Raw genomic sequence first — 25,611 nt, 5'->3', positions numbered from 1 at the left:
TTATGTATGACAAATTTGTATATCTTCCATTAATGTTTCCAAAAGAGATAATGAATTCATAAAAACACTGCTTCGATTTAATTAATAATTAAAATAAGCTGATTTAATAGATAAAAAAATTACAAGTCAAACAGAAAATAATTTTGCATTTTTCAAAAAATTGACTTTATTTTACACGATAAAATTTAACAATTATAATTTAGTTTTAATATGGAAATGAATGTTTCAAAAACAGACGAGCAAGTAGTTGCTAGAAAAAAGGGAGGTCTTAATCCTGCTATAATCATCCCAATTTTATTGGCTGTAGGTATTGCGATCTTTTTATTTGTATTAGGTAATCCTTCAAACTTTCAAGAAGATGCTCGTATTGCAGGCGCTCCTTCAGTAGCATTTGCTGACATCGAAAGTAAAGAACTTCATCCTCATGGATTGGGTGTTATCTATATGGGAGGAATACTTGTTCCTGTTTTGATCACTTTTATGATCATCGTTATCGTTTTTTCAATCGAGAGAGCTATCGTATTGAACAAGGCTTCGGGAAATGGAAATGTTGATAATTTTGTTGTAAAGATCAGAAGCTTGCTTAACAATAACAAAGTTGACGAGGCTTTAGAAGAGTGTGACAAACAACAAGGTTCTATCGGGAATGTTGTAAAAGAAGGTCTTACAACATACAAAGCTTTGGCTCATGATACTACTTTAGACAAAGAACAAAAAATGGCAGGTCTTAACAAAGCTATCGAAGAGGCTACAACTTTGGAGATGCCAATGTTAGAGAAAAACATGAATATCTTATCAACTCTTGGTACTGTTGCAACTTTGGTGGCACTATTGGGAACGGTAATCGGTATGATCCGTTCATTCCAGGCGTTAGGTGATGCAGGAGGAACTCCTGATGCTGCTGCTTTATCAATCGGTATCTCAGAAGCATTGATGAATACAGCCTTAGGTATTGGTACTTCTGCTGTTGCAATTATTCTTTATAACTATTTTACAGCTAAAATTGACGGTTTGACTTACAAGATTGATGAGATTTCCATGAGCATCCAACAATCTTTTGCTGAATTTCACTAAGAAATTAGGCATTTTATTAAAATGTATTTTTACATTTTAAATTTCATCAAAAAGTTAAATAGACAAAAATAATGGCGAGAATTAAACCAAAAAGACATGGTGTAGCTCTGGATATGACAGCAATGTGTGATGTAACATTCTTACTTCTTACATTCTTCATTATGACTACCCAGTTCAAAAAGCCCGATGTGGCACAGATAAAACCGCCTTCTTCTATATCAGAGAAGTTACTTCCTGATGCAAGTCTTATGACCGTAAGTGTTACTCCGGATGGTGTATTTTATTTTCAACCAGTAGATAATGGATCGGAAAAAATACAACTTTTAGATAAAATGGGACAAAAGTACAGAATGACTTTTACTAACCCGGAAAAAGCTGCATTTGCAAAAGTAGAAGCGATTGGCGTACCAATGAGTCAGCTTAAAAGTTATTTGAATCTGCCTGAAGACCAACAAAAAACTTACAAAGCAAAAGAAGGAATCCCTATGGATAGTACAAATAAGCAATTGATTGATTGGGTACAACAAAGTCTTGCCGTTAATCCTAACTACAAGTTAGCGATAAAAGGTGACGTAAGTACAAAATATCCGAAAGTAAAAAGCTTATTTGAAGGTTTGAGAGATATTGATTTTCTTAAATTTTGGTTGATAACATCACAAGAAGGTAAACCTGGAAATTAAATCATACAGAAATGGCAGAAGTACAAGTAAAAGAGGATAGCGGGAAAGGCGGCAAGGTCCGTTCGAAGAAGCATAATCCCCGAGTAGATATGACACCGATGGTTGATTTGAATTTCCTTATGTTGATGTTCTTCATGTTTACAACAACATTTAGTAAACCCAATGTAATGGATCTTGGTCTTCCGGCAAAACCGAAAAAAGATCAAAAACAACCAGATACAGAGATTAAATTAAGTAATTCAATTTCTGTGATCATAGGAAAAGACAATAAAGTATTCTATCATCAGCAAGACCAAGCAGGTCTTAATGATGCGACTCTTATGGAAACTACATTCGATAGAGAGGGAATTAGAAAAGTGATCGAGCAGGCAAAAGCTGGTGCAGCTGATAAGGATTTGTTTACAGTCATTATCAAACCAACAGACGATGCGGTATATAAGAATTTTGTAGATATTCTCGATGAAATGGCTATTACCAAAAATGAAAGATACGGTGTTACCGATATCAAGCCTTGGGAGTTAGCTATTTACAAAAAGAAAGTTGGAGAGTAATCTCTATACTACAATATCATATTTAAAATATCAAAAATGGCAGACGATAATTTGAAATACGATCTCAGTCTTGACGAGATAGTATTTGAAAATAGAAATAAAGAGTATGGTGCGTACGATCTTAGAACGGCGTATCCTAAGTTGCTTACAAGATCTTTCTTTATAGGAACGGCTTTTTTTCTTCTTCTTGCAATTTCGCCTCTTATTTATCTTAAGATTCAACAGATGAATGCTAGAGATAAAGTTGAGGTAGATGCAAAACTGGTAGATATATTGGATGAACAACCAATTATCGAGCAACCGAAGGAAGAAGAACCACCACCACCTCCTCCTCCAAAAGAAGAGGAAAAACAGGAAGTGATTCAGAATGTTGTTCCTGAGCCTAAAAAAGCTCCTAAGATTGAAACACCACCACCACCAATTACAAAACAATTGGAAACTACTACGGGGCTTCAGAATCAAGAAGGGGTTAAAACTCCATCTTACACGCCACCGCCACCGCCACCATCAACAGGGAAAGGTGTGGTTGCAGAAGTTAAACCTGTAACTAATGAGGTTTATGAGTCTGTGGATCAGAATGCAGAATTCCCTGGAGGAACCAATGCTTTCAGAAGTAAGTTCAGTAATAATTTTGATTCAGGAAGTTTGGAAGGAGAAGGAACCCTTAAAACAGAAATTACTTTCGTTGTAGAAAAAGACGGTTCTCTTACCCAAGTAAAAGCGACTGGTCCTAATTCAGATTTCAACAGAGAAGCAGAAGCTACTGTTAAAGGAATTAAAACTAAATGGACTCCAGGTAAAGTTAATGGACAGCCTGTAAGATCTAGATTTAGATTCCCAGTTACAATGAATTTCCAATAAGGATTTAATTTGTAATGGATTATATAAAAGAGAAGTTTTTATAACTTCTCTTTTTTTATTAGATTTGTGTTATGTTTAAATGGCTTTCTTTAATTGTAGGGTTTCTCTACATAGCGTTCGGGATTTTTATTATAGTTTATAGATACTTAAGTATCATAGAGTCTAATATAGCTTATCCACTAGGTATTTTACTGGTAGCTTATGGAATATTCAGATTCGTAAGAGCTATAATTGCGCTCAAAAATGATAATTAGAATGAAAAAAGTATTCTTCATGATCATAGCAAGTTTTGCTATGATCTATTCGTGTTCAAAGGATAAGGAAATTGACAATCCTAATAAGGGGGAGATCACGGTAGAAGCGGATGAATCTTTCAAAAGTGTTGCAGAAGCCTTGGTGGAAAGGTATACTGCGCTTAATCCAAAAACAAAGATCAATCTTGTTATCAAAAAAGAAGATCTGGGGCTGCTGGATCTTTTAGATAAAAAGGCAAGAGTTGTTGTTATGTCCAGAGAACTATCACAAAAAGAAAAAGAGGCTTATGATCAAAAGATTGACTTGCCTTGGAAACCAGCAAAATTTGCTGCTGATGCTGTACTTTTTGTTGTTCCAAAAGATTCACCTTTGGAATCTATTTCTATGGATGAGATCTCCAATGAACTTCAATCTGATAAAAAACGTTTGATTTTTGATGGGACCAATTCCAGTAATCTTAATTTCATCGCTCAGAAATTTCGGAAAAACCCAGCTAACTTGAAATTTTCCATTATCAATGGAAATGAAAATGTTGCGGAGCAGCTTAAAAATTATCCAGATAAGATAGGCGTCATAAGCTACAATACAATTAGTCGCCCTTATGGTAAAGAAGCGGAAAAGCTTAGAAATGAGCTGAAGGTCCTTAAAGTTATCAAGGATAATAAAGCTTACGATATCTCTAATGATAATTTGAAAAACATGACCTATCCATTTACAAGAGTTTTGTATTTTCTTACAAATGAAGCTTATTATGGTCTTGGAAACGGTTTTATTAGATTTTCCTGCCAACAATTGGGGCAGATCGTTGTGGAAAAAGAAGGTCTCCAGCCATACAACATCTTTAAAAGGGAGGTTCAAATGCGATAATTGTTTTTTTTAATATTTTTTTAACAGAAAAAACTTTGTATTATAAAATAATGGTCTGAATATTGCGAATCAAACCACTGATTAATATTTTTAGAAATAATGAAAACCGAGAATATAATGAATGTATCAAAAAAAATCGTTTTAACAGCTGCAATTGGATTCTTTGCAAATTTATCCTTTGGGCAGTCTGTACAAGATGGAATTAATTATGTAGATAGTCAAAAATATGCCAAGGCTAAACAAAATTTCACAGACCTAATCAACAAAGACCCAAAAGATGCAAGCAACTATTTCTATTTGGGAAACACTTATCTGACTCAATTTGATCCTAACTTCAACGAAGCTCAAGATAGTTTTAATAAAGGTCTTGCCGCCGATCCTAAAAGTTATTTGAACAAGATCGGATTGGCATCCATTAAATTAGGTAAAGGAGATAAGTCAGCAATTGCCGAAATCCAACAAATTGTAAAAGATTCTAAGGAAAAGGATGCTGAAGTTCTTTTCAGAGCTGGGGAGGCCCTCACTCTTTTCGAAAAAAACAGTTCGCCAGACCTGGCAATCACTTTCCTTAACAAAGCTGTAGAAAAAGCGCAAAAAAATGGCGTTCCTGCAAACTACTATTATTCTTTGGGTGATGCTTATAGATTGAAAAAAGATCCTGGTAATGCAATGTCCGCATATGATAAAGCTGTTGCGGTCGCAAAAAGCAAAGCATCTGTTTATACAAGAATGGGAACACTTTGGATGGCTGCTCAAAGATGGCAACAAGCAAAAGAGAACATTGATAAAGCAATTGCTGTTGATCCAACTTATGCACCAGCTTATAAGGCTTTAGCCGGTTTCAATATCAAATATCAAAAAAATGCTGAGGCTACACAAAACTTGATCAACTATACAAAATATGCGGATGATGACCCATATACAAAATTGGAGATTGCAAAACTTTACTTCACAAACGAAGATCTTGCTAATGCAAAAACGACATTAGATTCGGTTTTTGATAAAGTTGATGACCCTATCAAATATAGATTGAGAGCTTACATCCAGTACGGAGATGGAGATTATACCGGGGCTCAACAAAATATTGAAACGTTTTTGTCAAAGGCTGAAAAAAGTAGAATCCAGCCATCTGATGAAGGTTTACAAGGTTTAATTGCAGCAGGTATGGGCAAAGATGAAAAAGATGCTGCTAAAAAAGCGCAGTTGGATGCACTTGCTCAACAAAAAATTGCTATTGCAAAAGCTGCAAAAGATGAAACACTTAAATGGGATGAGGAACTTGCAAAAGTAAAGGGAGGAATCAATTCTGCTTCTGTTGACCAAGGTCCGACTTCTCCAGAAATAGAAGCGCTTAAAAAGAAGATCGTAGAAAATCCTAGTGATACAGATTCTCTTTACAAATTGGCAACAGAATATCAGAATGTTCAAAACTGGAATGGAGCTATCCTCACTTGGGGCAAAATGATTTCTGCTTTACCGGATTGGGCACCGGCATATTATAGCCAAGGTTATGCTTATCAGCAAGCCAAAAATAATGATATGGCAAAAGCTTCTTATGAGAAATTCATTTCTCTTGTAAAACCGGCAGAGATCGAAGCTAGCAAACCAAGTTTAGGTTATGCCTATTTCTTTATTGCATTTATGGAAAAGGATACTGATCCTGAGAAGGCAAAACAAGATATTGCAAAATCTCTGGAATATGAACCAACATACCAGGATGCGATCAACCTTCAAAAAGCTTTGAATAAATAATTTAATTTATTAGTTATAAAAAACTTCCCAGCCTCGAAAGTTGGGAAGTTTTGTTTTTAGTAAATTTGCACAAAATATTTTGAGTATGAAATGTGATATTCTCGCAATAGGAGCACATCCGGATGATGTGGAATTAGGATGTGGAGGAACTATTATAAAATTCATTTCTGAAGGAAAGAAAATCGGTGTTATTGACTTGACCGAAGGCGAGTTGGGAACAAGAGGGACTGCAGAGACCAGAGCTGTTGAGGCAACAGATGCTGCAAAGATCTTAGGGATAAGCGTGCGGGAGAATTTAAAACTGAAAGATGGATTTCTTAATAATTCAGAAGAATATCAATTGAAGATAGTTGAGAAAATAAGAAAATATAAGCCCGAAATTGTATTAGCCAACGCAATAGACGATCGTCATCCTGATCATGCAAAAGCTGCAAAACTAATATCTGATGCTTGTTTTTTATCTGGTTTAAAGAAAATTGAAACATTTGATAATAATGAATTGCAAGAAGTATGGCGCCCGAAACATATTTTTCATTATATCCAATGGAAAAATATTGAACCGGATTTCGTAATTGATATTACAGGATTTTTAAATAAAAAAATAGAAGCTTGTCTGGCCTATAAAACACAATTTTATAACCCTGAGTCCAATGAACCTATTACGCCAATTGCAACGAAAGATTTCTTAGAGAGCTTGACTTACAGGGCTCAAGATCTGGGAAGACTTTCCGGAGTAGAGTACGCGGAAGGTTTTACAACAGAAAAATTAATTGCAATCAAAAATTTTGAGGGAATAGTTTGCAATTAAATGATAAAATGCTATATTTGCACACGCAAAAACGGTGATTGTAGCTCAGTTGGTTAGAGCGCCGGATTGTGGTTCCGGAGGTCGGGGGTTCGAGACCCCTCATTCACCCCACAAGAAGAAGCATTTCGATTATGAAATGCTTCTTTATTTTTAGAACATGACATTCAGATATAAACAAAAAAATCACATCTTATGATGTGATTTTTAGTTTTTTAAACTTCATCGTCAGAGTCTATTGTAAAGGATTTAGATTTGAAGTCTTTGTCATGTCTTTCAGAGATAACATCTTCGCCTTTTTGCTGGATGATAAAATCTGTAGATTCATTGAATAATTCTTGGAAACTTTTGAAATCTTCTTTGTAAAGATAGATCTTATGTTTTTCAAAAGTTGCTTCACCATTTTCCCCGAAATTCTTCTTACTTTCTGTAATGGTTAAATAATAGTCACCTGCTTTTGTCTCTCGCACATCAAAGAAATACGTTCTTCTGCCTGCTTTCAACACTTTAGTGAAAATCTCATTCTCATGTCGTTCTTTAAATTCACTCATCGTTAAATATTTTTTAGAAATCTGTATTAACAAATATAACAGAATTCTCGGGAATTCAAAATTTTTTGTTAAAAAAAAGTGTTAAATACGGTTTTTTCTTAAAATTTTGATAAATTTTAAATGGTTTTATGCTGAAATTAATTTAGATATAGGATTTCATCCGCACGTTTTGCACTTGATTCTCTGTGGGTTATTATGATGGAAGTTGTAGTTTTGATATCGTTGTCGATATTCTGTAAGATATTTTCTTCTGTTTCCGTATCAAGTGCGGAAAGGCAGTCATCAAAAATTAAAATATTGGGCTGCTTTATCATTGCCCGGGCAATGCAAATTCTCTGTTTCTGCCCACCAGAAAGCATTACGCCACGTTCGCCTACCATCGTTTGGTATTGTTCTTTGAACTCCTCGATGTTTTTATGGACATCTGCTTTTTTCGCCATTTCTACCACCAAGCTTTGGTTTGGCTTGTCAATAGCAAATCCAATATTATTTTCAATTGTATCCGAAAATAGATAACTTTCTTGTGGAGTGTAGCCAATTTTGTCTCGGTAAAGCTTCAGATTATGCGTTTTTAAATCTTTTCCATCAATAAGGATCTCTCCTTCATCAGGGTCGATCAAACGACAAAGAAGCTGTGCGATCGTTGATTTTCCACTTCCTGTTTTCCCCATTATCGCAAGCGATTTTCCAGCATCAATTTTAAAACTTAGATTGTCGATAGCTTTGATGCCTGTATTTGGATAAGTATAACTTACGTTTCGAAATTCTATTTCACCATTTATTGGATAAACTTCATGATTTGTATTTACTATTTCTGACCTCAGATCCAAGAATTCATTTACACGTTGCATACTTGCTTCCGCTCTTTGATTGACAGATGTTACCCAGCCCAACATTGAGAAAGGGAAAATTAGCATATTGATGTACATAAAGAAGTCTGCAATCGTTCCCACACTCATTTCCCCGGCAATATATTTTTGACCTCCGATATAAAGAATAGCCACGTTCAAAAGTCCAATAACGAAAATGATGATCGTAAAAAAGTAAGCTTCTGTTCTTGCCAGATCAAGTGCTTTGTCTTGATAATCTTTAACCTTTATGCCGTAATTTTTCTCAATATATCTTTCTTTACTAAAGAACTTTACAACACGGATCCCCGAAAAACTATCCTGTACAAAAGTCGAGATTCCGGATTGGCTTTTCTGCATTACCTTCGATTTCTTGTTGATGATATCACTTACTTTATAAATGCCGTAAGAAAGAATCGGAAGAGGAATCAGCGTCCAAAGTGTCATCTGCAGATCTGTCATGAACATATAAACACTGGTGATGATCAGTAAAATAATCAGGTTGACGACGTACATAACTCCGGGTCCCAGATACATCCTGATAGCGACAACATCTTCGCTAAGACGATTCATGAGGTCACCTATTGTAGTCTTTTTGTAGTCAGTAACAGATAATTCCTGATAATGGGTATAGATCTTATTCTTCAGTTCATATTCTATTCTTCTGGATGCCACAATGATGGTTTGTCTCATCATAAAAGTGAAAAAGCCTGATAGGAGAGAGCAACCGATCAGGATTCCGGAATTGATGAAGATTACCTTGAAATATGTCCAATTATTTTTGACATTATCAATGATATTAAGGTCAGAAGATAGCTTAAGCGTAGAATAATTTTTCTCAATTATATTGATAGTCTGTCCGATGTATTGGATTTTGTATATCGCAAAAAAGTTACTCAGAATAATGAATAAAAATCCCCAAAAAAGTAAGACGCGATGTTTCCAGAAGTATGGATTCAGTGTTTTTAAAGCTTTCATTTTTCAAACTTTGTTTTTCCAAAGCCGATGCAAAATTAATGATTTAAAATTTCAGAAAAGGTTTTAAAAATAGAATTGAGATTTCTTAACAAATGGTAAGAACTTTCTGAATTGATAGAAGGGGCAAGTTGACATTTATCAGTATTTTTGTACTCGAAAAATTTAATTAAATGAATCCGAAACCTAAATACGATGTTGCGTTGGTAGGCGGTGGAATTATGAGTGCAACTTTGGCAACAATGTTACACGAGTTCGATCCGAATCTGGAAATCGCAATCTTCGAAAGACTGGAAAAAGTGGCCAAAGAAAGTTCGTCTGCATGGAACAATGCTGGAACAGGACATTCAGCATTCTGCGAACTGAATTACACACCTGAGAAAGAAGGGAAGATCGATATCAAAAAAGCAGAATATATAGCTGAACAATTCGAGGTTTCCAAACAATTCTGGTCCTATCTTATAAACAAAGGCATTATTGATAATCCGAAAGAATTCATCAATTCTTGTCCGCACATGAGTTTCGTATTCGGAGAAAAAGACGTGAAGTTTCTTAAAAAAAGACATGAAGCTTTACAGAAATCTCCGTTGTTCCAAGGGATGGAATATTCTGACGATCATAAAAAGCTTACCGAGTGGATCCCATTGATGATGCAGAAAAGAATGGCAACAGATCAGCTGGCTGCTACCAAAATGGACTTGGGAACTGATGTTGATTTTGGAAAGTTGACTGTAAAGCTGATAGAACATCTGGACAAAACAGAATCTGTAGAAGTTTTTACCTATCACGAAGTAAAAGATATCGATGCGGACGGACATGGAAGTTGGAACCTAAAAGTGAATGACAGGAAAAACCTTCATAAGCAGACTGTGAATGCAGATTTTGTGTTCATTGGGGCTGGCGGGTATGCTTTGCCATTATTGGATAGTTCCGGTATCGAGGAAAGTAAGGGTTACGGTGGTTTTCCAATAAGTGGACAATGGCTGGTAAGCACAAATCCGGAATTGGTGGAAAAACATAATGCGAAAGTTTATACCCAGGCTACAGTTGGTGCCCCTCCAATGTCTGTTCCTCATCTTGATCTTAGGATGATCGATGGTAAAAAAGCTCTTCTATTTGGTCCTTTTGCAGGATTCTCGACCAAGTTCCTAAGAGAAGGAAGTTATTTGGACTTGCCGGAAAGTATTAATTTTAAAAATATCCGATCATTATTCGGGGTTTGGTGGCACAATATGCCTTTGACGAGATATCTGATCCAACAAGTGACGATGAACAAATCTCAAAGGATGTCGCATCTAAGAGATTTTGTTACCGATGCCCAGGAAAAAGATTGGGAACTGAAACAAGCCGGACAAAGAGTACAAATTATCAAAAAAGACCGTTTTGAAGGCGGGAGATTGGAGTTTGGGACAGAAGTTGTTGTGAACAAGGATAAAAATATCGCATCGCTTTTGGGAGCATCTCCTGGTGCTAGTACATCTGCATTTGCAATGATCATGGTTTTGGAAAATTGCTTTGCGGATAAACTTAAAACGGACTGGAAAGACAAACTTGTGGAGATGGTTCCAAGTTATGGCAAAAAACTAGCCGAACATCCGGAATTGATCCAGCAGATCAGAGCGTATTCTAAAGAAAAATTAGAATTGGAATATTAATTTTTGAACTCAATAAAAAATGAGTGAAACAATTGTAAAACCATATATTGCAGAAGAGCTTCTTGAGAAGATCAAGTCTGAAATTGTAGAAGAAAAACAGGTGATTCTACATTGCTGTTACAAATCAGGGTTTTTTCTTGAAGAGAAGATCAGGATCTGGTCTTCCACTTATCTGGTTGACAGGCAATCTGAGCATGTTTCCAAACTTGTTCATTTTGAAAACATCAGCCTTTTTCCAGAGTGGACCGATGTGCCTTTTGGAAAAGAATATTGGTTTACATTAGTTTTCTCAGGATTGCCAAAAAGTTGTAAGGTATTTGATTTTATAGAACTTATTCCACAAAATGATGAATTTTTCCAAGAAGGAATTGTTAGAAATTCCTCAGACGTTTATAAGATCAAATTAGATATGTAAATAAAAAAGGTTCAGAATTTCTGAACCTTTTTTATCTTTAAGAAAGTTTTTGCATCTCTTGTCTTATCTTTTCCTGAAGACCTTCCGAAGCTGGAACCAAAGGAAGCCTTAGGTAGTTCTTGATGATTCCTTTTTCTGCAAGAATAGTTTTTACACCACAAGGATTGCCTTCTGCAAAAATCAGTCTGGTGATCTCTACCAAAGAATTGTGGATCTTATAAGCTTCATCAACTTCTCTTTTCAGAGCCAGCTTTACCATTGTTGAAAATTCTTTTGGATAAGCTTGACCAATCACAGAAATTACACCGTCCCCACCAGCCAGAGTTACCGGCAAAGTATATTCATCATCACCAGACATCAAGGAAAAATTCTCGGGTTTTTGTCTCAAGATGTCAAAGTATTGAAGGATGTTGGGAGCGGCTTCCTTTACCATAAAAAGATTTGGATATTCGTTTGCCAATCTTAGGGTTGTAGAAGCTTCCACGTTTTGTCCGGTTCTTCCCGGAACATTATAAATGATGATTTTTTCGCCAGTTTCAGCCAAAGCTTTATAGTGCTGGTAAAGTCCTTCCTGATTGGGTTTGTTATAATAAGGTGAAACGGATAGTACCGCATCAAAATCTGACAAATCAGTTTCTTTGATCTGTTGTACGACCTCGGAAGTGTTATTTCCTCCAATCCCTAAAACCAATGGTAGTCTGTTGTTGTTGATTTTAGTGATGTGTGCGATCACCTTTTCCTTTTCTTCCTTGGAAAGTGTTGCAGCTTCCGCCGTAGTTCCCAGAACAACGAGGAAATTGGTTCCGTTGTCTATATTGTAATCGATTAATTTGGTAAGAGAATCAAAATCCACAGAGAGATCTTCGTTGAAAGGTGTTACCAAAGCTACACCTACGCCTTTTAGCTGACTCATTTTTATTTTAAAATTAAATTTATCAAATTTAATTTATTTTAATAAATTCACAAATATTATATTTGTCATTATTTAGTCTTCCAAGCCTAATACACTTATTTCAGAAAATTAGAGAATGCCGTATAATACAATAAAAAGAATATTACCTAAAGATTTTTTAATAAAGAATGAAACCTTTTTAAGAAAAATAATTTATCTCTACTATATTGGTAATTCTTATCACTGTCCGATTTGTGATAAATCATTCCGGAAATTTCTACTGAATCAACGCGGGGAAAAATTATGTCCAAGCTGTGGAAGTATGCCCAGAGACAGACGCCTTTTTGCAGAATTCAAAAAAGAATACTCTGGTAATGATATTATTAAATTATTGGATTTTTCCCCTTCCAGGTCATTGTATAGAAGACTTAAAAAATCCAGGAACATCCAATATTTCCCAACCGATCTTTCTACGGATTTCATAGCAGAATATCAGTATGATATTACCAACATTCCTGTGGAAGAGGGCTTTTTCGATTATATTTTCTGCTATCATATTTTGGAGCACATAGAGGATGATGCAAAGGCAATGGCCGAACTGTACAGAGTTCTGAAAAACGATGGAAAGGTATTCGTGCAAACGCCCTTCAAGGAAGGTGATATATATGAAGTTCCTGAAGCAAAGACAGATGAGGATAGATTGAAGTATTTCGGACAGGCAGACCACGTTAGGCTTTATTCTGTAAAAGGTTTGGCAGAAAGGTTGGAAAAGGCAGGTTTTATCGTAACCATCAAAACTTTTGATCAAGATAACGATTTAGGTTCCTCGAAAAAAGATACCATTTTACTTTTGAAGAAAAATTAACAACCCATTTCATTGACCAATAATTAATTAGTTGGTTTACAAGCCTTAAAATCATTAGATTTGTATTCCTATTTTCTAAATAAAAAATGAAGAATAAATTCCTTGTATTCGGAATCATTGGATTGCTTTTGATCGGATGTAAAACGCCGCTCAATATTGCAGACATCCATACCGAAAAAAACATTTACATTACCAGTCAATTACAAGACGACAAGGCGATGGATGCCGTTATCCAACCTTATAAACACGAGCTGGAAGGTAAGATGAACACCAAAATCTCCCATACCAATGTAGAGCTTAATAAATCCGGAGATAATAGCAATCTCGGAAACCTTTTGGCGGATTATACTTTTGAAGGTGCGGATGCATGGGCAAAAAATAACAATATACCTCCTATTGATGCTGCTGTAATCAACATTGGCGGAATTAGAAATATAATTCCGAAAGGAGACATTACCCTGAAAAATATTTATGAAGTGATGCCCTTCAATAATGAAATTGTAATTGTAAAAATGTCCGGAAAGGTTATTGATGGTATGTTCCAATATTATTTAAAAACGCAGCAAAATAACCCGGTTTCTCATATGATAATAGAAACAGACGGAGGAGATATGATATCGAAAAAGCTTATCAACGGCAAAACAATTGATGAAAACAAAACGTATTATATTGCAACATCGGATTATTTAGCTTTGGGAGGAGATAATATGTTTTTCTTCAGCAAAGGCGAAATGATTCCTACAGGTATCAAGATGCGTGACCTATTTCTGGAAAAATTTAAACAGAACCCAGAAGTTTCTGTGCCTGATGATGTAAGACTGATCTTCAGAAATAAAAAAGTGCAGGAATAATGAAAAGAAAAGAATTTCTAAAGTGTATAGGAGGTGGGAGTCTCGCTTTGACATTAACACCTAATCTTTTGTTAGCGGAACAATTTGACATATTGAAAAAAGAATCTGCACACAAGCTGACAATTTTGCATACCAATGATCAGCACAGCAGGATTGAACCTTTTGCCGATTCGTTTAAAAGCAATCCCAATCAGGGCGGATTTGCGAGAAGAGCATCCCTGATCAAAAAAATAAGGAGTGAGGAAAAAAATGTCTTGCTTTTGGATTCGGGGGATATTTTCCAGGGAACACCTTATTTCAATTTTTTCGGAGGCGAATTGGAATTTAAATTAATGAGCATGATGCAATATGATGCATCTACAATGGGGAATCATGATTTCGATAATGGACTGGAGGGATTTTTGAAAGTATTACCTAATGCGAAATTTCCATTCATCTGCTCAAATTATGATTTTAAAAATACGATTTTAGATGGGAAGACAGAATCCTATAAAATATTCAACAAAAATGGGATCAAAGTCGGGATTTTTGCGGTCGGAATAGAACTTAATGGTCTTGTTGGGAAAAAAAATTATGGAGAAACAGTTTATCATGATCCCATAGAGATAGCACAACATTATTCTGATTTTTTAAGAAGCGAGAAAAAATGTGATCTGATCATCTGTCTTTCACACATAGGTTTTGATTATAAAGATGACCCAAAGAAGATCTCAGACAAACATTTGGCAGCAAAGACTTCTGGAATAGATTTGATTTTAGGGGGACACACACACACTTTTTTACCAGAACCGCTTAGTTTTCAAAATAAAAATGGTAAAAATGTGATTGTGAATCAAGTAGGTTGGGCTGGGATTTTATTGGGAAGATTGGATTTTTATTTCGACAAAAATAAGAATGTGAAAAATATTTCGTGGAATAATCAGTTAATAGATGAAAACATAATAAGTTTAACATGAAGAAAATTTTATTAATTATATTAGTTTTTATAACTCTTATTTCTCAGGCTCAGTCTAGTAAGTGGAGCGATCTTTTCTCTTATAATAACGTGAAAGTGATAAGAGAAGATGGAAATCGTCTTATTGCAGCAACTGAGAATGGTATTTTCTATTATTATCCAGGTACGGGAGAAATCAAAAAATTATCAAAAGCCAATGGTTTACATGAGGTGAAAATATCGGCGTTTGATTATAATGCCACTTCACAAACAGGTATTATTGGTTATGAAAATGGATTTATGGATGTTATTACACCCAATGGTATATTTTTGATTGTAGATATTCCTATATCATCCAATATTAACAAAAGAATTAATCACATATCTATCAATGGTGACAAAGCAATTATATCTACCGGGTATGGGGTTTCTATTTTTAATATATCTAAAAGAGAATTTGGAGATACGGCTTTTTTCTCAATAGGAACAACCTATGAAGCTGTAAATTCTGCAGTAATTAAAGATAACATAGTATATGTTGCTACTAATAAAGGGATCAAATTTCATGAGATTAATGCAACTTTTGCACTTTATTCTGAATGGAACTTGGCCTCCAATATTATAGAAACTGATATAAATGCTGAGTTTACTAAAATTGATGCTATAAATACAATCGCTTTTGCGAAGAAAATAAAGATTGATGCAAATACATTTTATTTTCAAGTAAAATATAGAACGGGTAATAGCTTTTCTACAATTAATAAACAGTTTGTAGATGTCCAGGACGTAAGAGTTACCGACACCCAAATTATAGTTACCGATAAATCTCAAGTATATATATATGGAACTAACGGCATCCAACAAAAAACTTTTGATGCTGGAGAGAACATAAATACAGCTTTGATTTACAATAATGGCTTGTTCACAGGGACACAGATTTCCGGTATATATAATGAACAAAAAAATAGTTTGAAACCAGATGGCCCATTTAATAATACATCTTATAAGTTATCGTTATTAAATAATCAGATATGGGTTTCTACAGGTGCTAGATCGGAGTATGATACATCGATTCCTAAGCGTGTAGGATATTATCATTTTGATGGTAATTCCTGGATTTATCCAGATTTATTTAAGCAAGATACCAGTATATATTATAACGTCTTAGATGTTGTTCCTAATCCTTCTGATCCGACAGAAGTTTTTTTTGTAAATTATTATACTTTTCCACAATATCATTCTTTTAAGGGAATTTATAAAATGTCAAATGATAATTTTGTAAAGTCATATGATATACCCTCTGCAAATATATATCAAAATCGACCTATAGGGTGTGTTTTTGATAGCGGAAATAACCTGATTTGTACGGTAACTATGATAGATGGCGGATTAGGGACAGGATATTATTATCTGGATAGAGCTACTGATAAATTAATAATGAAAAACCTCAATGTATCCAATGGAGCACAAAAACCATTAGTGAAAGATGGGGTTTTATATATTCCTATTCCAAGGATTACGGGTCTTATCATGTATGATTATAATAATACGATCAGCAATACTTCAGATGATAAATTTAAGGTGCTTACTAATCAAAATAATATTCCAGAAGGAGGGGTTGTGTCTACTGCTATTGATAAAAATGATGATCTTTGGATCGGCACGGCGATAGGACTCAGGGTTCTTTCAAATCCAAAATCGGCAATATTAGAAGATAATCCGCAAACAGATAATATCATAATAGAAGAAAATGGTTTGGGGGAAGAATTATTTAGAGATGCGGAAATATTACAAATTACAGTAGATTCTGGTAATCAAAAATGGGTCTCTGTAGACGGAGGGGGTGTTTTTTATATGAGCTCCAATGGAGACAAAACCATTTATCATTTTACCAAATCCAACTCTCCATTGCCCAATGATAGTGTAACGGATATCCAAATTGATGAAAAAACCGGAAAGGTATATTTTGCCACCATAGATGGTATAATGGTTTATCAAGGCGATGTTACGGAGGTGACCTCTAATTTTGGAAATGTTCTGGTATATCCTAATCCGGTAGTTTATGCCCAATACAAAGGTAATGTGAGAATAAGAGGATTAGCACAAAAAACCAACATCAGAATTACAGATGCGGCAGGTAACCTTGTACATTCTGCGGTTGCAAATGGTGGTTATTTCGAATGGAATCTCAACAATAAAAGAGGCGTAAGAGTAGCGTCCGGTATCTATTATGTTCTAATGACCAATGAAGACGGTACAGATACTGCAACGGCTAAAATTGCGGTTGTAAACTAATGAAATGACACAAGAAGTTTTCTTATTGTCTTATACAAAATATGGAGATCACGATGCTGTTCTCCATTGTTTTTGTAAAAAAAACGGGTTCGAAAGTTTTTTCGCAAAAGGAATCTATGCACCAAAAAATAAGAAGAAAGCCTTTCTTTTTCCATTAAATGAATTGGTGCTTTACACATCGGACCAAAAAAAAAATATTCGGAATGTTACCAAAATAGAACAGAAACATTCTGAGCTTTTCACATCAGACATTCGGAAAAACTCGATTCTGTTCTTTATTTCCGACCTCTTGAACCAGGTTTTGAGAAACGAGAATCAGAATCAGAATATTTATTCAGAGATTTCTATTTTCCTGGATCAGTTGCAAATGGATAATTTTCAATCTCATCTGATATTCATTTTTAGACTTTTGAAACAACAGGGTTTGCAGCCTCTATTTTCGGATAATGATTTCTTAAATCCGGAATCTGGAAATTTTGAAGAACGAGAAACGCACCACTTTTTCGATAAGGCTATTTCCTCAATTTGGAAAAAATTGATTATTTCCCAGGATCCATACGATATAAAACTAAGCAGGATAGGAAAACAAAACTTCCTGGATTCTATTCTGGTTTATTTTCACTACCATTTTACAGATTTTCGAGAACCGAGGTCTTTAGAGATCATTAAAGAGATTTTTTAAAAATTATGATTATAAAAGCAGAGATAGAAGATATTCCAACCATTCAAAATTTAGCCAAAAGATCTTGGAATGTTGCTTATGCGGATATCTTGAAACAAGAGCAAATTGATTATATGTTGGATCTGATGTATTCTGATCATGCAATTAGGATTCATTTAGAAGATTCAAATTTCCAGTATTATCTGATCAAGGAAAATGATGAATATCTTGGTTTCATCGGTTTTGAGTTCCATCAGGAAATGGGTACTGCCAAACTTCATCGGATCTATTTTCTAAAAGAAGCTCAAGGAAAAGGATTGGGAAAAAAAGCTTTAGATTTTATAAAAGATGAAGTAAGAAAAATTGGTGATAAAAGAATTACTCTGGCTGTTAACAAAAATAATCAGGCTAAAAGTTTCTACGAATCTCAGGGTTTTCAAGTTTATAATGAAGGGACTTTTGATATCGGGAATGGTTATGTGATGGATGATTATCTGATGGAATTTATACTTTAGAAAGAATTTAAAAACAAGACAAAAAAGCATTTGTTTGTTTGCAAGTGCTTTTTTGTGTTTTTCTTTTTGATAAAACTTAAGTTTTATTTTGAATAAATTGTTAAAAATATAAATGTTAAATAGAGCTGTATTTTGCCTTTAATAATTGTAATTTCTTAAGAAATATGATTATTTGTTTGATTTTTAAATATTTAATTTATTTCGTATATTTTGATAATTCTGTTTTTTTAATATATATAGATTAAATGTTAATTTTTAATGATCATTAATTGAATTAATTCTTATCAAATTTTAATAAATGCATAATGATACATTAAAATTATATTTCACGTATAATTTTAGTTTTGTTTCAGAACGAAATCAAACACACACCTGATAGTAATTTTTCTTCATATACTATTTTTTAAATTTAGAAAGCCAGCTATTTATAGTTGGCTTTTTATTAATAATAGCTAATGATTAACTGATCTGCGACCACTTATTCTTCCCTTTATATTGCCTGATATAATATTGTTTCATCATTTGATTATCCGGATGATTAAGAAGAGAATCTTGTTCCAGAATCTTTTCTACGGCTAGTTTCGAAGCTTTGATAATAGCTGAATCTTCTATAAGGCTTAATTTCTTAAAATCTATAACACCGCTTTGTTGAGTCCCAAGAATGTCGCCAGGGCCACGCAATTCCATATCAACTTCTGAGATTTTGAAACCGTCATTTGTCTGAACCATTGTTTTAATTCTTGTTCGGCTCTCCTTGCTCAGTTTGTCGTCAGACATCAGAATGCAATAACTTTGTTCCGCGCCTCTTCCAACGCGTCCACGCAACTGGTGAAGCTGAGACAGTCCAAATCTTTCCGAACTTTCTATGACCATTACAGAAGCATTCGGAACGTTGACACCAACTTCTATTACGGTCGTTGCAACCATTATCTGTGCTTGTCCTGAAGCGAAAAATTGCATATTGACATCTTTCTCTGCAGGTTTCATTCGCCCATGAACCATTGTTACATTATAACTTTTGAAGAAATTCATCACATTTTCCAAACCTTCCATCAGATTTTTATAATCCAAGGTCTCCGACTCCTCGATAAGTGGATAAACGAAATAGATTTGGCGGCCTTTCTCTATTTCTTCTCGGCAGAAATTATAAACCGATAATCGGTCTTTTTCCCGTCTGTGAGCGGTAATAATTGGTTTTCTCCCAATTGGCAATTCATCGATCACAGAAACATCCAGATCCGAATAAAAACTCATCGCAAGCGTTCTTGGAATCGGTGTTGCAGTCATTACCAAAATATGAGGCGGAATATTATTCTTTGCCCAAAGTTTTGCCCGCTGTGCCACCCCGAATCTATGTTGTTCATCGATAATTGCCAAGCCAAGATTCTTGAATTTTACTTTGTCTTCCAAAATGGCGTGCGTTCCGATCAGAATAGAAAGTTCACCGTTTTCCAGTTCTTCGTGTATGATTTTTCTTTCAGAAGTTTTGGATGAGCCTGTCAAAAGTCTCACCTTAATGCCTGTTTTATGTAATAATTCCTGAATTGAGTTAAAATGCTGCTGCGCCAGGATTTCCGTCGGAGCCATCATACATGATTGGAAACCGTTGTCCATCGCAATCAGCATTGTTAATAATGCAACCATCGTTTTTCCTGAACCAACATCTCCCTGCAAAAGCCGGTTCATTTGGGTCGAACGCTTCATGTCGGTTCGGATTTCTTTCAGAACGCGTTTTTGTGCGTTGGTTAATTCGAAAGGAAGATGATGTTCATAGAATTGATTGAAATAATCACCTACAATCGGGAACGGATTTCCGAATGATTTGGTTTTCTGATGAAGTTTTTTGAGTCCATAACCCAACTGAAAGAAAAATGCTTCTTCGAATTTCAATCGTCTGTCAGCTTCTTCGAATTGTCTGAAATTTTTTGGAAAATGGATATCATAATAAGCATTAATTCTATCCATCAATTTCAAAGATTTCATCAAATAATTGGGTAAATTTTCCGAAACTAAATTTGGTAGATCTTTCAGAAGACTGAAGATGACATTTTGAAAGAACTTGTTATTAATTCCCCGTTTGCTGAGTTTTTCACTTCCGGGATAAATTGGTAACAAAGTTCCATACAAGGCTTTTTTTTCATCGGCTTCAATCTCAGGATGGGACATAGAAAAATTGCCGTTGAAGAAACTTACCTTTCCGAAAATAAAAATCTCCTTGTTGAGAGGAATTGCATCTTTCATCCAATTCGTATATCGAAACCAAACCAGATCCATCGTTCCAGTATCATCACGGAATTTGGCTGAAAGCCGTTTTTTCCCCTTTTCGTAAACCAATTCCTGAATATCCGTTATTTTTCCTCTCAGTTGAATATCTGCATCCGGTTCTTTCGTGAGATTTCCAATTTTGTAAATTTTACTCTTATCAATATAGCGGATTGGGTAGAAGGTCAATAAGTCTTCCACAGTCGAGATTCCCAGCACGTTTCTGATGAGTTTTGCGCGTTCGGTTCCGATGTTTTTGAGAAATTCTATGGAAGTTTCTAAAGTCAAGAAAAGAAAATTTGTTACGACGAATTTCGGGAAATAAAATATAACCACAAAAGTCACACAGGGAAAATGAAAAAACTTATTTTATCTAGAGAATTAGAATAATGCTTTGTGGCTTTTGTAGTCTAAAAGATCACTCTTTTATCTTCGACTTGAATTTTCTTTGATAGCTTTCCCATTCTTTTCGGGTCTTGATGTTTTTATACTCATTTTTGGCGATCATTGTGAAATATGGTTCCACTTCTTTCGCTTTGAGAGCACCAGACAGGCTTGTGATCGGGTCGGTATTTTCATCCAGAAAGATCATTGTCGGGATGATGTTGATGTTCATATATTTTGAGAACTGATGTAGCCCATTCTTGCCCTTTTTGCTTTTGTAGTCGGGATTTGTGAATTTATGCCCTGCAAAAGTTACGGATTCGTTTCCATCGCTCTCAAACTTGACAGCATAATAATATTGATTGATGATCTTTGCAATTTCCGGATGATTGAACGTGTACTTCTCCATCTCCCTGCACGGGGCACACCAATCTGCATAAAAATCGATAAGGATTTTTCTCGGTTCTTTTTTCTGAGCCTCCAAAGCCTGCGAAAGTGTTATCCATCGGACTTGGGCCATTCCAAAGAATCCTGTTGTTAAAAGAAATATTAGTATTAGTTTTTTCATTTGTGTTTTTTTTTATTCTTTTAATTACATTCTTATGGTTTTAGACGTTTCAATTACCTGTTTTACTTTACACCCTGCATCAGTTTTTTTACGAATGGTGATATCAAAATTAATATTACTCCGGCAATCAATGCATATAATCCCAATTGTTTATATCCATCGGTATAAGTGATAAGAGCATCGTGATTGGTGGCTCCGGATTTTACTTTTGCTAATCCTGCTCCAATTTGTCCTGCAACATATTGCCCATAAGCAGAGGCTAAGAACCACATTCCCATCATCATTCCCTGTAGTTTTTCTGTGGATAGTTTTGTCATAATGGAAAGCCCGATGGGAGATAAGCATAACTCACCAAAAGTAATTACCAGTAATGCGATCGTGAAAATATTAAGAGAAGTGATTCCTTGCAGATTAGCGAAAAATTTGGTTCCGAAAAGAATATAATAACCAAGTCCCAGGAATATAAATCCTAACCCGAATTTGTTGATGGTATTCGGCTCCAGTTTCTTTTTGCTTAACCAGATCCAAAGTAGCCCAACCAACGGTGCCAGGAAAATAATAAAGAAAGCACCTCCGGAATTGTTAACGCCATTTGGGTCTAATCCGAAAAGGTCTTTGTTGAGGTTATTCGCTGCGAAAATACTTAGTGAACCACCGCTTTGTTCGTAGATTCCCCAGAATAGAATTGAGAAAATAATGAAGATCAAGGCTGCCCAAAGTTTTTTACGTTCAGGTGCAGTAACCTTCGTCATCTCATAAAAAAGGTAGAGTAGTGTCAATGGCCCGACAGTCCACATAAAATAATCAGTGTACTGTGGAACGGAGACCATTATCATGATCAACGGGATGAAGATCAATGAAAGAATGTAAACGCCATATTCTTTCCATTTTTCTAGTGGAGAAAAAGAACCATCTTTATTAATTTTTTGAGGAGCAAGTCCAATTGGCCCCAAACTTCTTTGTGTGAAAATGAAATTGATCAAACTGACAACCATTACAATTGCAGCTAATCCAAAAGCAACATTCCATCTTTTACTTTCAGGGATTAGATGAGAAAACATCTCGCCTTTTCCAATAGCGATACAAAGATAACCGCCTAAAAGTGCTCCCAAATTGATTCCTGCATAGAACAAAGAGAATCCAGCATCGGTTCTTGTATCGTTAGGTTTGTATAATTTTCCAACCATTGTGGAGATATTCGGTTTGAAAAATCCTGTTCCCACAACAGTGAACGAGATTCCCAAAAAGAAATAATCGTGAGGATTGGCAGCGAGAATAAGGCTACCGATGATCATCAAAATTCCGCCCCAAAAAAGAGATCTTCTGAATCCTAGAATCTTATCTGCAAACAAACCGCCCACAAAAGTAAATGCGTAAACAAATGCCTGTGTTGCGCCATATTGGAGATTAGCTTGTTCATCGCCAAATTTTAATTGAGAGATCATAAAGAAAACGAGCATCCCCCGCATCCCATAGAAGCAGAAACGCTCCCACATTTCTGAGAAAAATAAAGACCAAATTTGTTTAGGATATTTTCCTTTGAAACTCTGGATTTCTTCAAGTGTAAGATTCATAATATAATTGATAAATAATTCAATTCGTGACGCAGTGAGTCACAAATTTGTTTTGATTAAAATTATTCTAATCCAATTGCTGACACACTACGTCAACAATTGGATTCTGACATACGAATTTAACAAAAAACCACCGAATATCCGGTGGTTTGAATTTATAAATAAATGTGAACGGTTTTTACTTCACACCATGCATCATTCTCTTAAGGATAGGCGATAAGAAAGCCAGCAATACAGACGCAATTCCACAAAGAACTACGAAAACCATAAAGAATTCGAAAAGGTTGTGAATGGTGAATCCTGCAAATGTTGTGTATTCTGTTGGCAATTGTGCTGTAGAGAAAGCTTTTACTTGATCTGCATTCAATGTTACTTTTTTGTCAAGAACATCCTGAAGGTTAACACCAATTTCTTGTGCTTTTGCAAATTTGTCTCCAGTTGCAGGGATGATTGCTCCCAAAGTTCCAGCTAACGCATAACCTGCAGCATTCGCGATGAAGAATACACCATATAATAAAGATGAGAATCTTTTAGGTGCTAATTTACCAACCAAAGACAATCCAATTGGCGATAAACAAAGTTCACCCATTGTTTGAATCAGATAAAGCAAGATCAACCATTTGATTGCTAATAATCCTGAGTTCCCAAGGTCTTTTACATTATAAGCGATGATGAAATAAGATAATGCAATTAATGCCAAACCGATCGCTTGTTTCAAAGGAGAAACCGGCTCTTTTCCTTTGGCTCTTAATTTATCCCAAAGTAAACTGAATGGTAAAGCCAAAAGCACAACAAAAAGTCCATTGAAAATCTGAACCATTGATGGCGGCATATCCCAGCCAAAAATATTTCTGTCAGTTTGATTATCTGCGATGAAGGTTAGTGATGAACCTGCTTGTTCAAAAGCCGCCCAGAAGAAAATAATAAAGAACGAAACAATATAGATGACCCAGATTCTTTGTCTTTCGATTTTATTTTCAGCAGAACTCATAATTAAGAATGCTAATGAAATACCAGCTGCATAAATGAAAGGATAGATGATTCCTTTGATCAATTGTCCCATTTCCACAGAATTAAACCCAAATTCTCCTACCAAAAAGTATCTGAATACGAAGAAAAGAATGACAAACAAAATCGTTGTAAATCCTATAAATTTTCCAGAGAATTTAGCAGTCTGAGATTCACCTTCTTCAAAGTCTTCGCTTGTATTATGCTTTGGTAATCCTCCGATTGGTCTTCCTTCCGGTGTTACAACATATTTGTTCTTAAGGATGAAAAACGTTACAGTCCCGATGATCATTGCGATAGATGCCGCAAGGAAACCCCATTTGAAAGCAAAAATATCTCTTACTCCGGCTGCATCTTTTACGTCACCAACATATGGACAGATAAACTGACCCAGGAATGCTCCAATGTTGATTCCCATATAGAAAATCGTGAAAGCAGAATCCAGTTTAGATTTCTCTTGTTTTGGATAAAGACTCCCCACCATTGATGAGATATTAGGTTTGAAGAACCCGTTTCCGAAGATAATTACAAAAAGAGCAAACCACATTAGACCTTTTGCACCGCCAAGGTTGTCAGAAAAAGTTGAAGCACTCAAGAAAAGCAAAAATTGCCCAATCGCCATCAAACTTCCTCCTAAAATGATACAGTTTCTGTTACCCAAATATTTATCAGCAATGAAACCTCCTAAAAGTGGCGTTAAATAACACAATGCCAAGAATCCACCATAGATGATAGAAGCATCGGCTTCTCTTATCAGTAGAGAGTTTACCATAAATAAGGTAAGCAATGCTCTCATCCCGTAAAAATTAAAACGCTCCCACATCTCCGTCCCAAATAGGACCCACAAGCCTTTAGGATGTTTCGAACTAGTCTTTACTGTCTCCATATAAATTAATTGTTAAATTTTCTTAAAGGTAACAAATATAGTTTTTTTTCATCAACGGTAAAGTTAAATTGCAGACGATTAACACATTCAGCCAGATTATTTTTATATTATGGAAATTAGAAAGTCAACGCCGGAAGATATCAATGAAATAATGGATTGCATCAACACCGCAAGACAGCTGATGCGCGAAAGTGGAAATACAGTCCAGTGGACCAATGGTTATCCATCAAAGGAATTGATGTTGGAAAGTGTAGAAAAAGATTATAATTTTTTGATTATTAATGATGATGAAGTGGTTGCAACCTTCGATTTTATTATTGGTGATGACCCTAATTATTCATTAATTGAAAACGGAGCTTGGCTGAATGATGAAAAATACGGTGTCGTTCATCGTTTGGCTTCCAACGGAAAAGCAAAAGGTGTGGCACAATTCTGTTTCGAATGGTGTTTTCAGCTATTCCCAAATATCAGAATTGATACCCACGAAACCAATGTCGCAATGCAAAAAGTCTTGGAAAGACTCGGTTACCAGAAATGCGGAATCATTTATGTAGCAGACGGAACACCAAGATTAGCATATCAGAAGATAGATAATAAATGATAATCGATTGATTGTGATTCAAATCA

At 35.2% G+C, this 25,611-nt stretch carries 23 protein-coding genes and 1 tRNA gene; 17 read left to right on the top strand and 7 right to left on the bottom strand.

The window, feature by feature from the left end; genetic code table 11:
- Positions 1–210: 210 nt before the first annotated feature.
- From BLT30_RS17215 to BLT30_RS17175, 8 genes are all read left to right on the top strand, one after another.
- Positions 211–1,074, top strand: a complete 864-nt coding sequence (locus BLT30_RS17215; protein ID WP_027383671.1) for a MotA/TolQ/ExbB proton channel family protein — start codon at positions 211–213, stop codon at positions 1,072–1,074.
- A 71-nt stretch (positions 1,075–1,145) separates the two neighbouring features.
- Entirely contained in the window at positions 1,146–1,754 is a 609-nt protein-coding gene (locus tag BLT30_RS17210) for an ExbD/TolR family protein (RefSeq protein ID WP_027383670.1), read from the top strand.
- Between the two features lie 11 nt (positions 1,755–1,765).
- Positions 1,766–2,305 (top strand): ExbD/TolR family protein, encoded by a 540-nt coding sequence (locus BLT30_RS17205; protein WP_027383669.1) that lies wholly within the window; start codon positions 1,766–1,768, stop codon positions 2,303–2,305.
- A gap of 36 nt (positions 2,306–2,341) precedes the next feature.
- Positions 2,342–3,166, top strand: a complete 825-nt coding sequence (locus BLT30_RS17200; RefSeq protein ID WP_027383668.1) for an energy transducer TonB — start codon at positions 2,342–2,344, stop codon at positions 3,164–3,166.
- A 255-nt stretch (positions 3,167–3,421) separates the two neighbouring features.
- The gene (locus BLT30_RS17190; RefSeq protein ID WP_089874931.1) at positions 3,422–4,288 is read left to right on the top strand and encodes a PstS family phosphate ABC transporter substrate-binding protein; all 867 of its coding nucleotides are present in this window, start codon (positions 3,422–3,424) and stop codon (positions 4,286–4,288) included.
- 117 nt (positions 4,289–4,405) lie between these two features.
- Complete coding sequence (locus BLT30_RS17185) at positions 4,406–6,040, top strand: tetratricopeptide repeat protein (RefSeq protein ID WP_245707207.1); 1,635 nt, start codon at positions 4,406–4,408, stop codon at positions 6,038–6,040.
- Positions 6,041–6,125: 85 nt separating this feature from the next.
- Positions 6,126–6,848 carry a bacillithiol biosynthesis deacetylase BshB1 gene (gene bshB1, locus BLT30_RS17180; RefSeq protein WP_089874928.1) on the top strand — a complete coding sequence of 241 codons (723 nt, stop codon included), beginning with the start codon at positions 6,126–6,128 and terminating at the stop codon, positions 6,846–6,848.
- A gap of 34 nt (positions 6,849–6,882) precedes the next feature.
- Positions 6,883–6,959, top strand: a tRNA-His gene (locus tag BLT30_RS17175).
- A gap of 101 nt (positions 6,960–7,060) precedes the next feature.
- On the opposite strand, the gene BLT30_RS17170 is transcribed toward BLT30_RS17175, so the two are convergent.
- Entirely contained in the window at positions 7,061–7,396 is a 336-nt protein-coding gene (locus BLT30_RS17170) for a DUF3276 family protein (protein WP_027383662.1), read from the bottom strand.
- Positions 7,397–7,533: 137 nt separating this feature from the next.
- On the bottom strand, positions 7,534–9,222 hold the full coding sequence (locus BLT30_RS17165) for an ABC transporter ATP-binding protein (RefSeq protein WP_089874926.1): 1,689 nt from the start codon (positions 9,220–9,222) through the stop codon (positions 7,534–7,536).
- A gap of 170 nt (positions 9,223–9,392) precedes the next feature.
- On the opposite strand from BLT30_RS17165, the gene mqo reads away from it, so the two are divergent.
- Together mqo and BLT30_RS17155 are read left to right on the top strand one after the other, a co-directional pair.
- Positions 9,393–10,874, top strand: a complete 1,482-nt coding sequence (mqo, locus tag BLT30_RS17160) for a malate dehydrogenase (quinone) (protein ID WP_089874924.1) — start codon at positions 9,393–9,395, stop codon at positions 10,872–10,874.
- Between the two features lie 19 nt (positions 10,875–10,893).
- Positions 10,894–11,289 carry a hypothetical protein gene (locus BLT30_RS17155; protein WP_089874921.1) on the top strand — a complete coding sequence of 132 codons (396 nt, stop codon included), beginning with the start codon at positions 10,894–10,896 and terminating at the stop codon, positions 11,287–11,289.
- Positions 11,290–11,326: 37 nt separating this feature from the next.
- On the opposite strand, the gene dapA is transcribed toward BLT30_RS17155, so the two are convergent.
- Positions 11,327–12,202 (bottom strand): 4-hydroxy-tetrahydrodipicolinate synthase, encoded by an 876-nt coding sequence (dapA, locus tag BLT30_RS17150; protein WP_089874918.1) that lies wholly within the window; start codon positions 12,200–12,202, stop codon positions 11,327–11,329.
- A 301-nt stretch (positions 12,203–12,503) separates the two neighbouring features.
- Here dapA and BLT30_RS17145 point away from each other — a divergent pair, with 301 nt between their 5' ends.
- From BLT30_RS17145 to BLT30_RS17120, 6 genes are all read left to right on the top strand, one after another.
- Entirely contained in the window at positions 12,504–13,046 is a 543-nt protein-coding gene (locus tag BLT30_RS17145; protein ID WP_245707206.1) for a class I SAM-dependent methyltransferase, read from the top strand.
- A gap of 86 nt (positions 13,047–13,132) precedes the next feature.
- Complete coding sequence (locus BLT30_RS17140; protein WP_089874914.1) at positions 13,133–13,897, top strand: 5'-nucleotidase C-terminal domain-containing protein; 765 nt, start codon at positions 13,133–13,135, stop codon at positions 13,895–13,897.
- Complete coding sequence (locus BLT30_RS17135; RefSeq protein ID WP_089874912.1) at positions 13,897–14,853, top strand: bifunctional metallophosphatase/5'-nucleotidase; 957 nt, start codon at positions 13,897–13,899, stop codon at positions 14,851–14,853. The genes BLT30_RS17140 and BLT30_RS17135 overlap by 1 nt, the downstream gene beginning before the upstream one ends.
- Complete coding sequence (porZ, locus tag BLT30_RS17130) at positions 14,850–17,126, top strand: type IX secretion system anionic LPS delivery protein PorZ (RefSeq protein ID WP_089874910.1); 2,277 nt, start codon at positions 14,850–14,852, stop codon at positions 17,124–17,126. The genes BLT30_RS17135 and porZ overlap by 4 nt, the downstream gene beginning before the upstream one ends.
- Before the next feature lie 4 nt (positions 17,127–17,130).
- A complete protein-coding gene (recO, locus tag BLT30_RS17125) occupies positions 17,131–17,808 on the top strand; it encodes a DNA repair protein RecO (RefSeq protein ID WP_089874908.1) in 678 nt (225 codons plus the stop codon).
- A 5-nt stretch (positions 17,809–17,813) separates the two neighbouring features.
- A complete protein-coding gene (locus tag BLT30_RS17120; RefSeq protein WP_317040543.1) occupies positions 17,814–18,302 on the top strand; it encodes a GNAT family N-acetyltransferase in 489 nt (162 codons plus the stop codon).
- Between the two features lie 459 nt (positions 18,303–18,761).
- Here BLT30_RS17120 and recG read toward each other — a convergent pair whose 3' ends face one another.
- From recG to BLT30_RS17100, 4 genes are all read right to left on the bottom strand, one after another.
- Positions 18,762–20,852 carry an ATP-dependent DNA helicase RecG gene (gene recG / locus BLT30_RS17115; protein WP_089875110.1) on the bottom strand — a complete coding sequence of 697 codons (2,091 nt, stop codon included), beginning with the start codon at positions 20,850–20,852 and terminating at the stop codon, positions 18,762–18,764.
- Between the two features lie 130 nt (positions 20,853–20,982).
- Complete coding sequence (locus BLT30_RS17110; RefSeq protein ID WP_089874904.1) at positions 20,983–21,516, bottom strand: thioredoxin family protein; 534 nt, start codon at positions 21,514–21,516, stop codon at positions 20,983–20,985.
- A 62-nt stretch (positions 21,517–21,578) separates the two neighbouring features.
- Positions 21,579–23,090: a peptide MFS transporter gene (locus tag BLT30_RS17105; RefSeq protein ID WP_089874902.1), complete on the bottom strand. Its 1,512-nt coding sequence runs from the start codon at positions 23,088–23,090 to the stop codon at positions 21,579–21,581.
- 178 nt (positions 23,091–23,268) lie between these two features.
- On the bottom strand, positions 23,269–24,984 hold the full coding sequence (locus BLT30_RS17100; RefSeq protein ID WP_089874900.1) for a peptide MFS transporter: 1,716 nt from the start codon (positions 24,982–24,984) through the stop codon (positions 23,269–23,271).
- 109 nt (positions 24,985–25,093) lie between these two features.
- Here BLT30_RS17100 and BLT30_RS17095 point away from each other — a divergent pair, with 109 nt between their 5' ends.
- Positions 25,094–25,585, top strand: a complete 492-nt coding sequence (locus BLT30_RS17095) for a GNAT family N-acetyltransferase (RefSeq protein ID WP_089874898.1) — start codon at positions 25,094–25,096, stop codon at positions 25,583–25,585.
- The last annotated feature ends 26 nt before the right edge of the window (positions 25,586–25,611 follow it).

The organism is Epilithonimonas hungarica, assembly GCF_900102265.1.
In the GTDB taxonomy this organism is placed as follows: Bacteria; Bacteroidota; Bacteroidia; order Flavobacteriales; family Weeksellaceae; genus Epilithonimonas; species Epilithonimonas hungarica.
Note: the sequence above shows the minus strand (reverse complement) of the source record. Positions and strands in the feature narration are given on the sequence as shown.

Bases quoted from the DNA above. Each gene is read 5' to 3' on its own strand.
- BLT30_RS17215 (WP_027383671.1), top strand. From the start codon at position 211: ATGGAAATGAATGTTTCAAAAACAGACGAGCAAGTAGTTGCTAGAAAA.
- BLT30_RS17210 (WP_027383670.1), top strand. From the start codon at position 1,146: ATGGCGAGAATTAAACCAAAAAGACATGGTGTAGCTCTGGATATGACA.
- BLT30_RS17205 (WP_027383669.1), top strand. From the start codon at position 1,766: ATGGCAGAAGTACAAGTAAAAGAGGATAGCGGGAAAGGCGGCAAGGTC.
- BLT30_RS17200 (WP_027383668.1), top strand. From the start codon at position 2,342: ATGGCAGACGATAATTTGAAATACGATCTCAGTCTTGACGAGATAGTA.
- BLT30_RS17190 (WP_089874931.1), top strand. From the start codon at position 3,422: ATGAAAAAAGTATTCTTCATGATCATAGCAAGTTTTGCTATGATCTAT.
- BLT30_RS17185 (WP_245707207.1), top strand. From the start codon at position 4,406: ATGAATGTATCAAAAAAAATCGTTTTAACAGCTGCAATTGGATTCTTT.
- bshB1 (WP_089874928.1), top strand. From the start codon at position 6,126: ATGAAATGTGATATTCTCGCAATAGGAGCACATCCGGATGATGTGGAA.
- BLT30_RS17170 (WP_027383662.1), bottom strand. From the start codon at position 7,396: ATGAGTGAATTTAAAGAACGACATGAGAATGAGATTTTCACTAAAGTG.
- BLT30_RS17165 (WP_089874926.1), bottom strand. From the start codon at position 9,222: ATGAAAGCTTTAAAAACACTGAATCCATACTTCTGGAAACATCGCGTC.
- mqo (WP_089874924.1), top strand. From the start codon at position 9,393: ATGAATCCGAAACCTAAATACGATGTTGCGTTGGTAGGCGGTGGAATT.
- BLT30_RS17155 (WP_089874921.1), top strand. From the start codon at position 10,894: ATGAGTGAAACAATTGTAAAACCATATATTGCAGAAGAGCTTCTTGAG.
- dapA (WP_089874918.1), bottom strand. From the start codon at position 12,202: ATGAGTCAGCTAAAAGGCGTAGGTGTAGCTTTGGTAACACCTTTCAAC.
- BLT30_RS17145 (WP_245707206.1), top strand. From the start codon at position 12,504: ATGCCCAGAGACAGACGCCTTTTTGCAGAATTCAAAAAAGAATACTCT.
- BLT30_RS17140 (WP_089874914.1), top strand. From the start codon at position 13,133: ATGAAGAATAAATTCCTTGTATTCGGAATCATTGGATTGCTTTTGATC.
- BLT30_RS17135 (WP_089874912.1), top strand. From the start codon at position 13,897: ATGAAAAGAAAAGAATTTCTAAAGTGTATAGGAGGTGGGAGTCTCGCT.
- porZ (WP_089874910.1), top strand. From the start codon at position 14,850: ATGAAGAAAATTTTATTAATTATATTAGTTTTTATAACTCTTATTTCT.
- recO (WP_089874908.1), top strand. From the start codon at position 17,131: ATGACACAAGAAGTTTTCTTATTGTCTTATACAAAATATGGAGATCAC.
- BLT30_RS17120 (WP_317040543.1), top strand. From the start codon at position 17,814: ATGATTATAAAAGCAGAGATAGAAGATATTCCAACCATTCAAAATTTA.
- BLT30_RS17110 (WP_089874904.1), bottom strand. From the start codon at position 21,516: ATGAAAAAACTAATACTAATATTTCTTTTAACAACAGGATTCTTTGGA.
- BLT30_RS17105 (WP_089874902.1), bottom strand. From the start codon at position 23,090: ATGAATCTTACACTTGAAGAAATCCAGAGTTTCAAAGGAAAATATCCT.
- BLT30_RS17100 (WP_089874900.1), bottom strand. From the start codon at position 24,984: ATGGAGACAGTAAAGACTAGTTCGAAACATCCTAAAGGCTTGTGGGTC.
- BLT30_RS17095 (WP_089874898.1), top strand. From the start codon at position 25,094: ATGGAAATTAGAAAGTCAACGCCGGAAGATATCAATGAAATAATGGAT.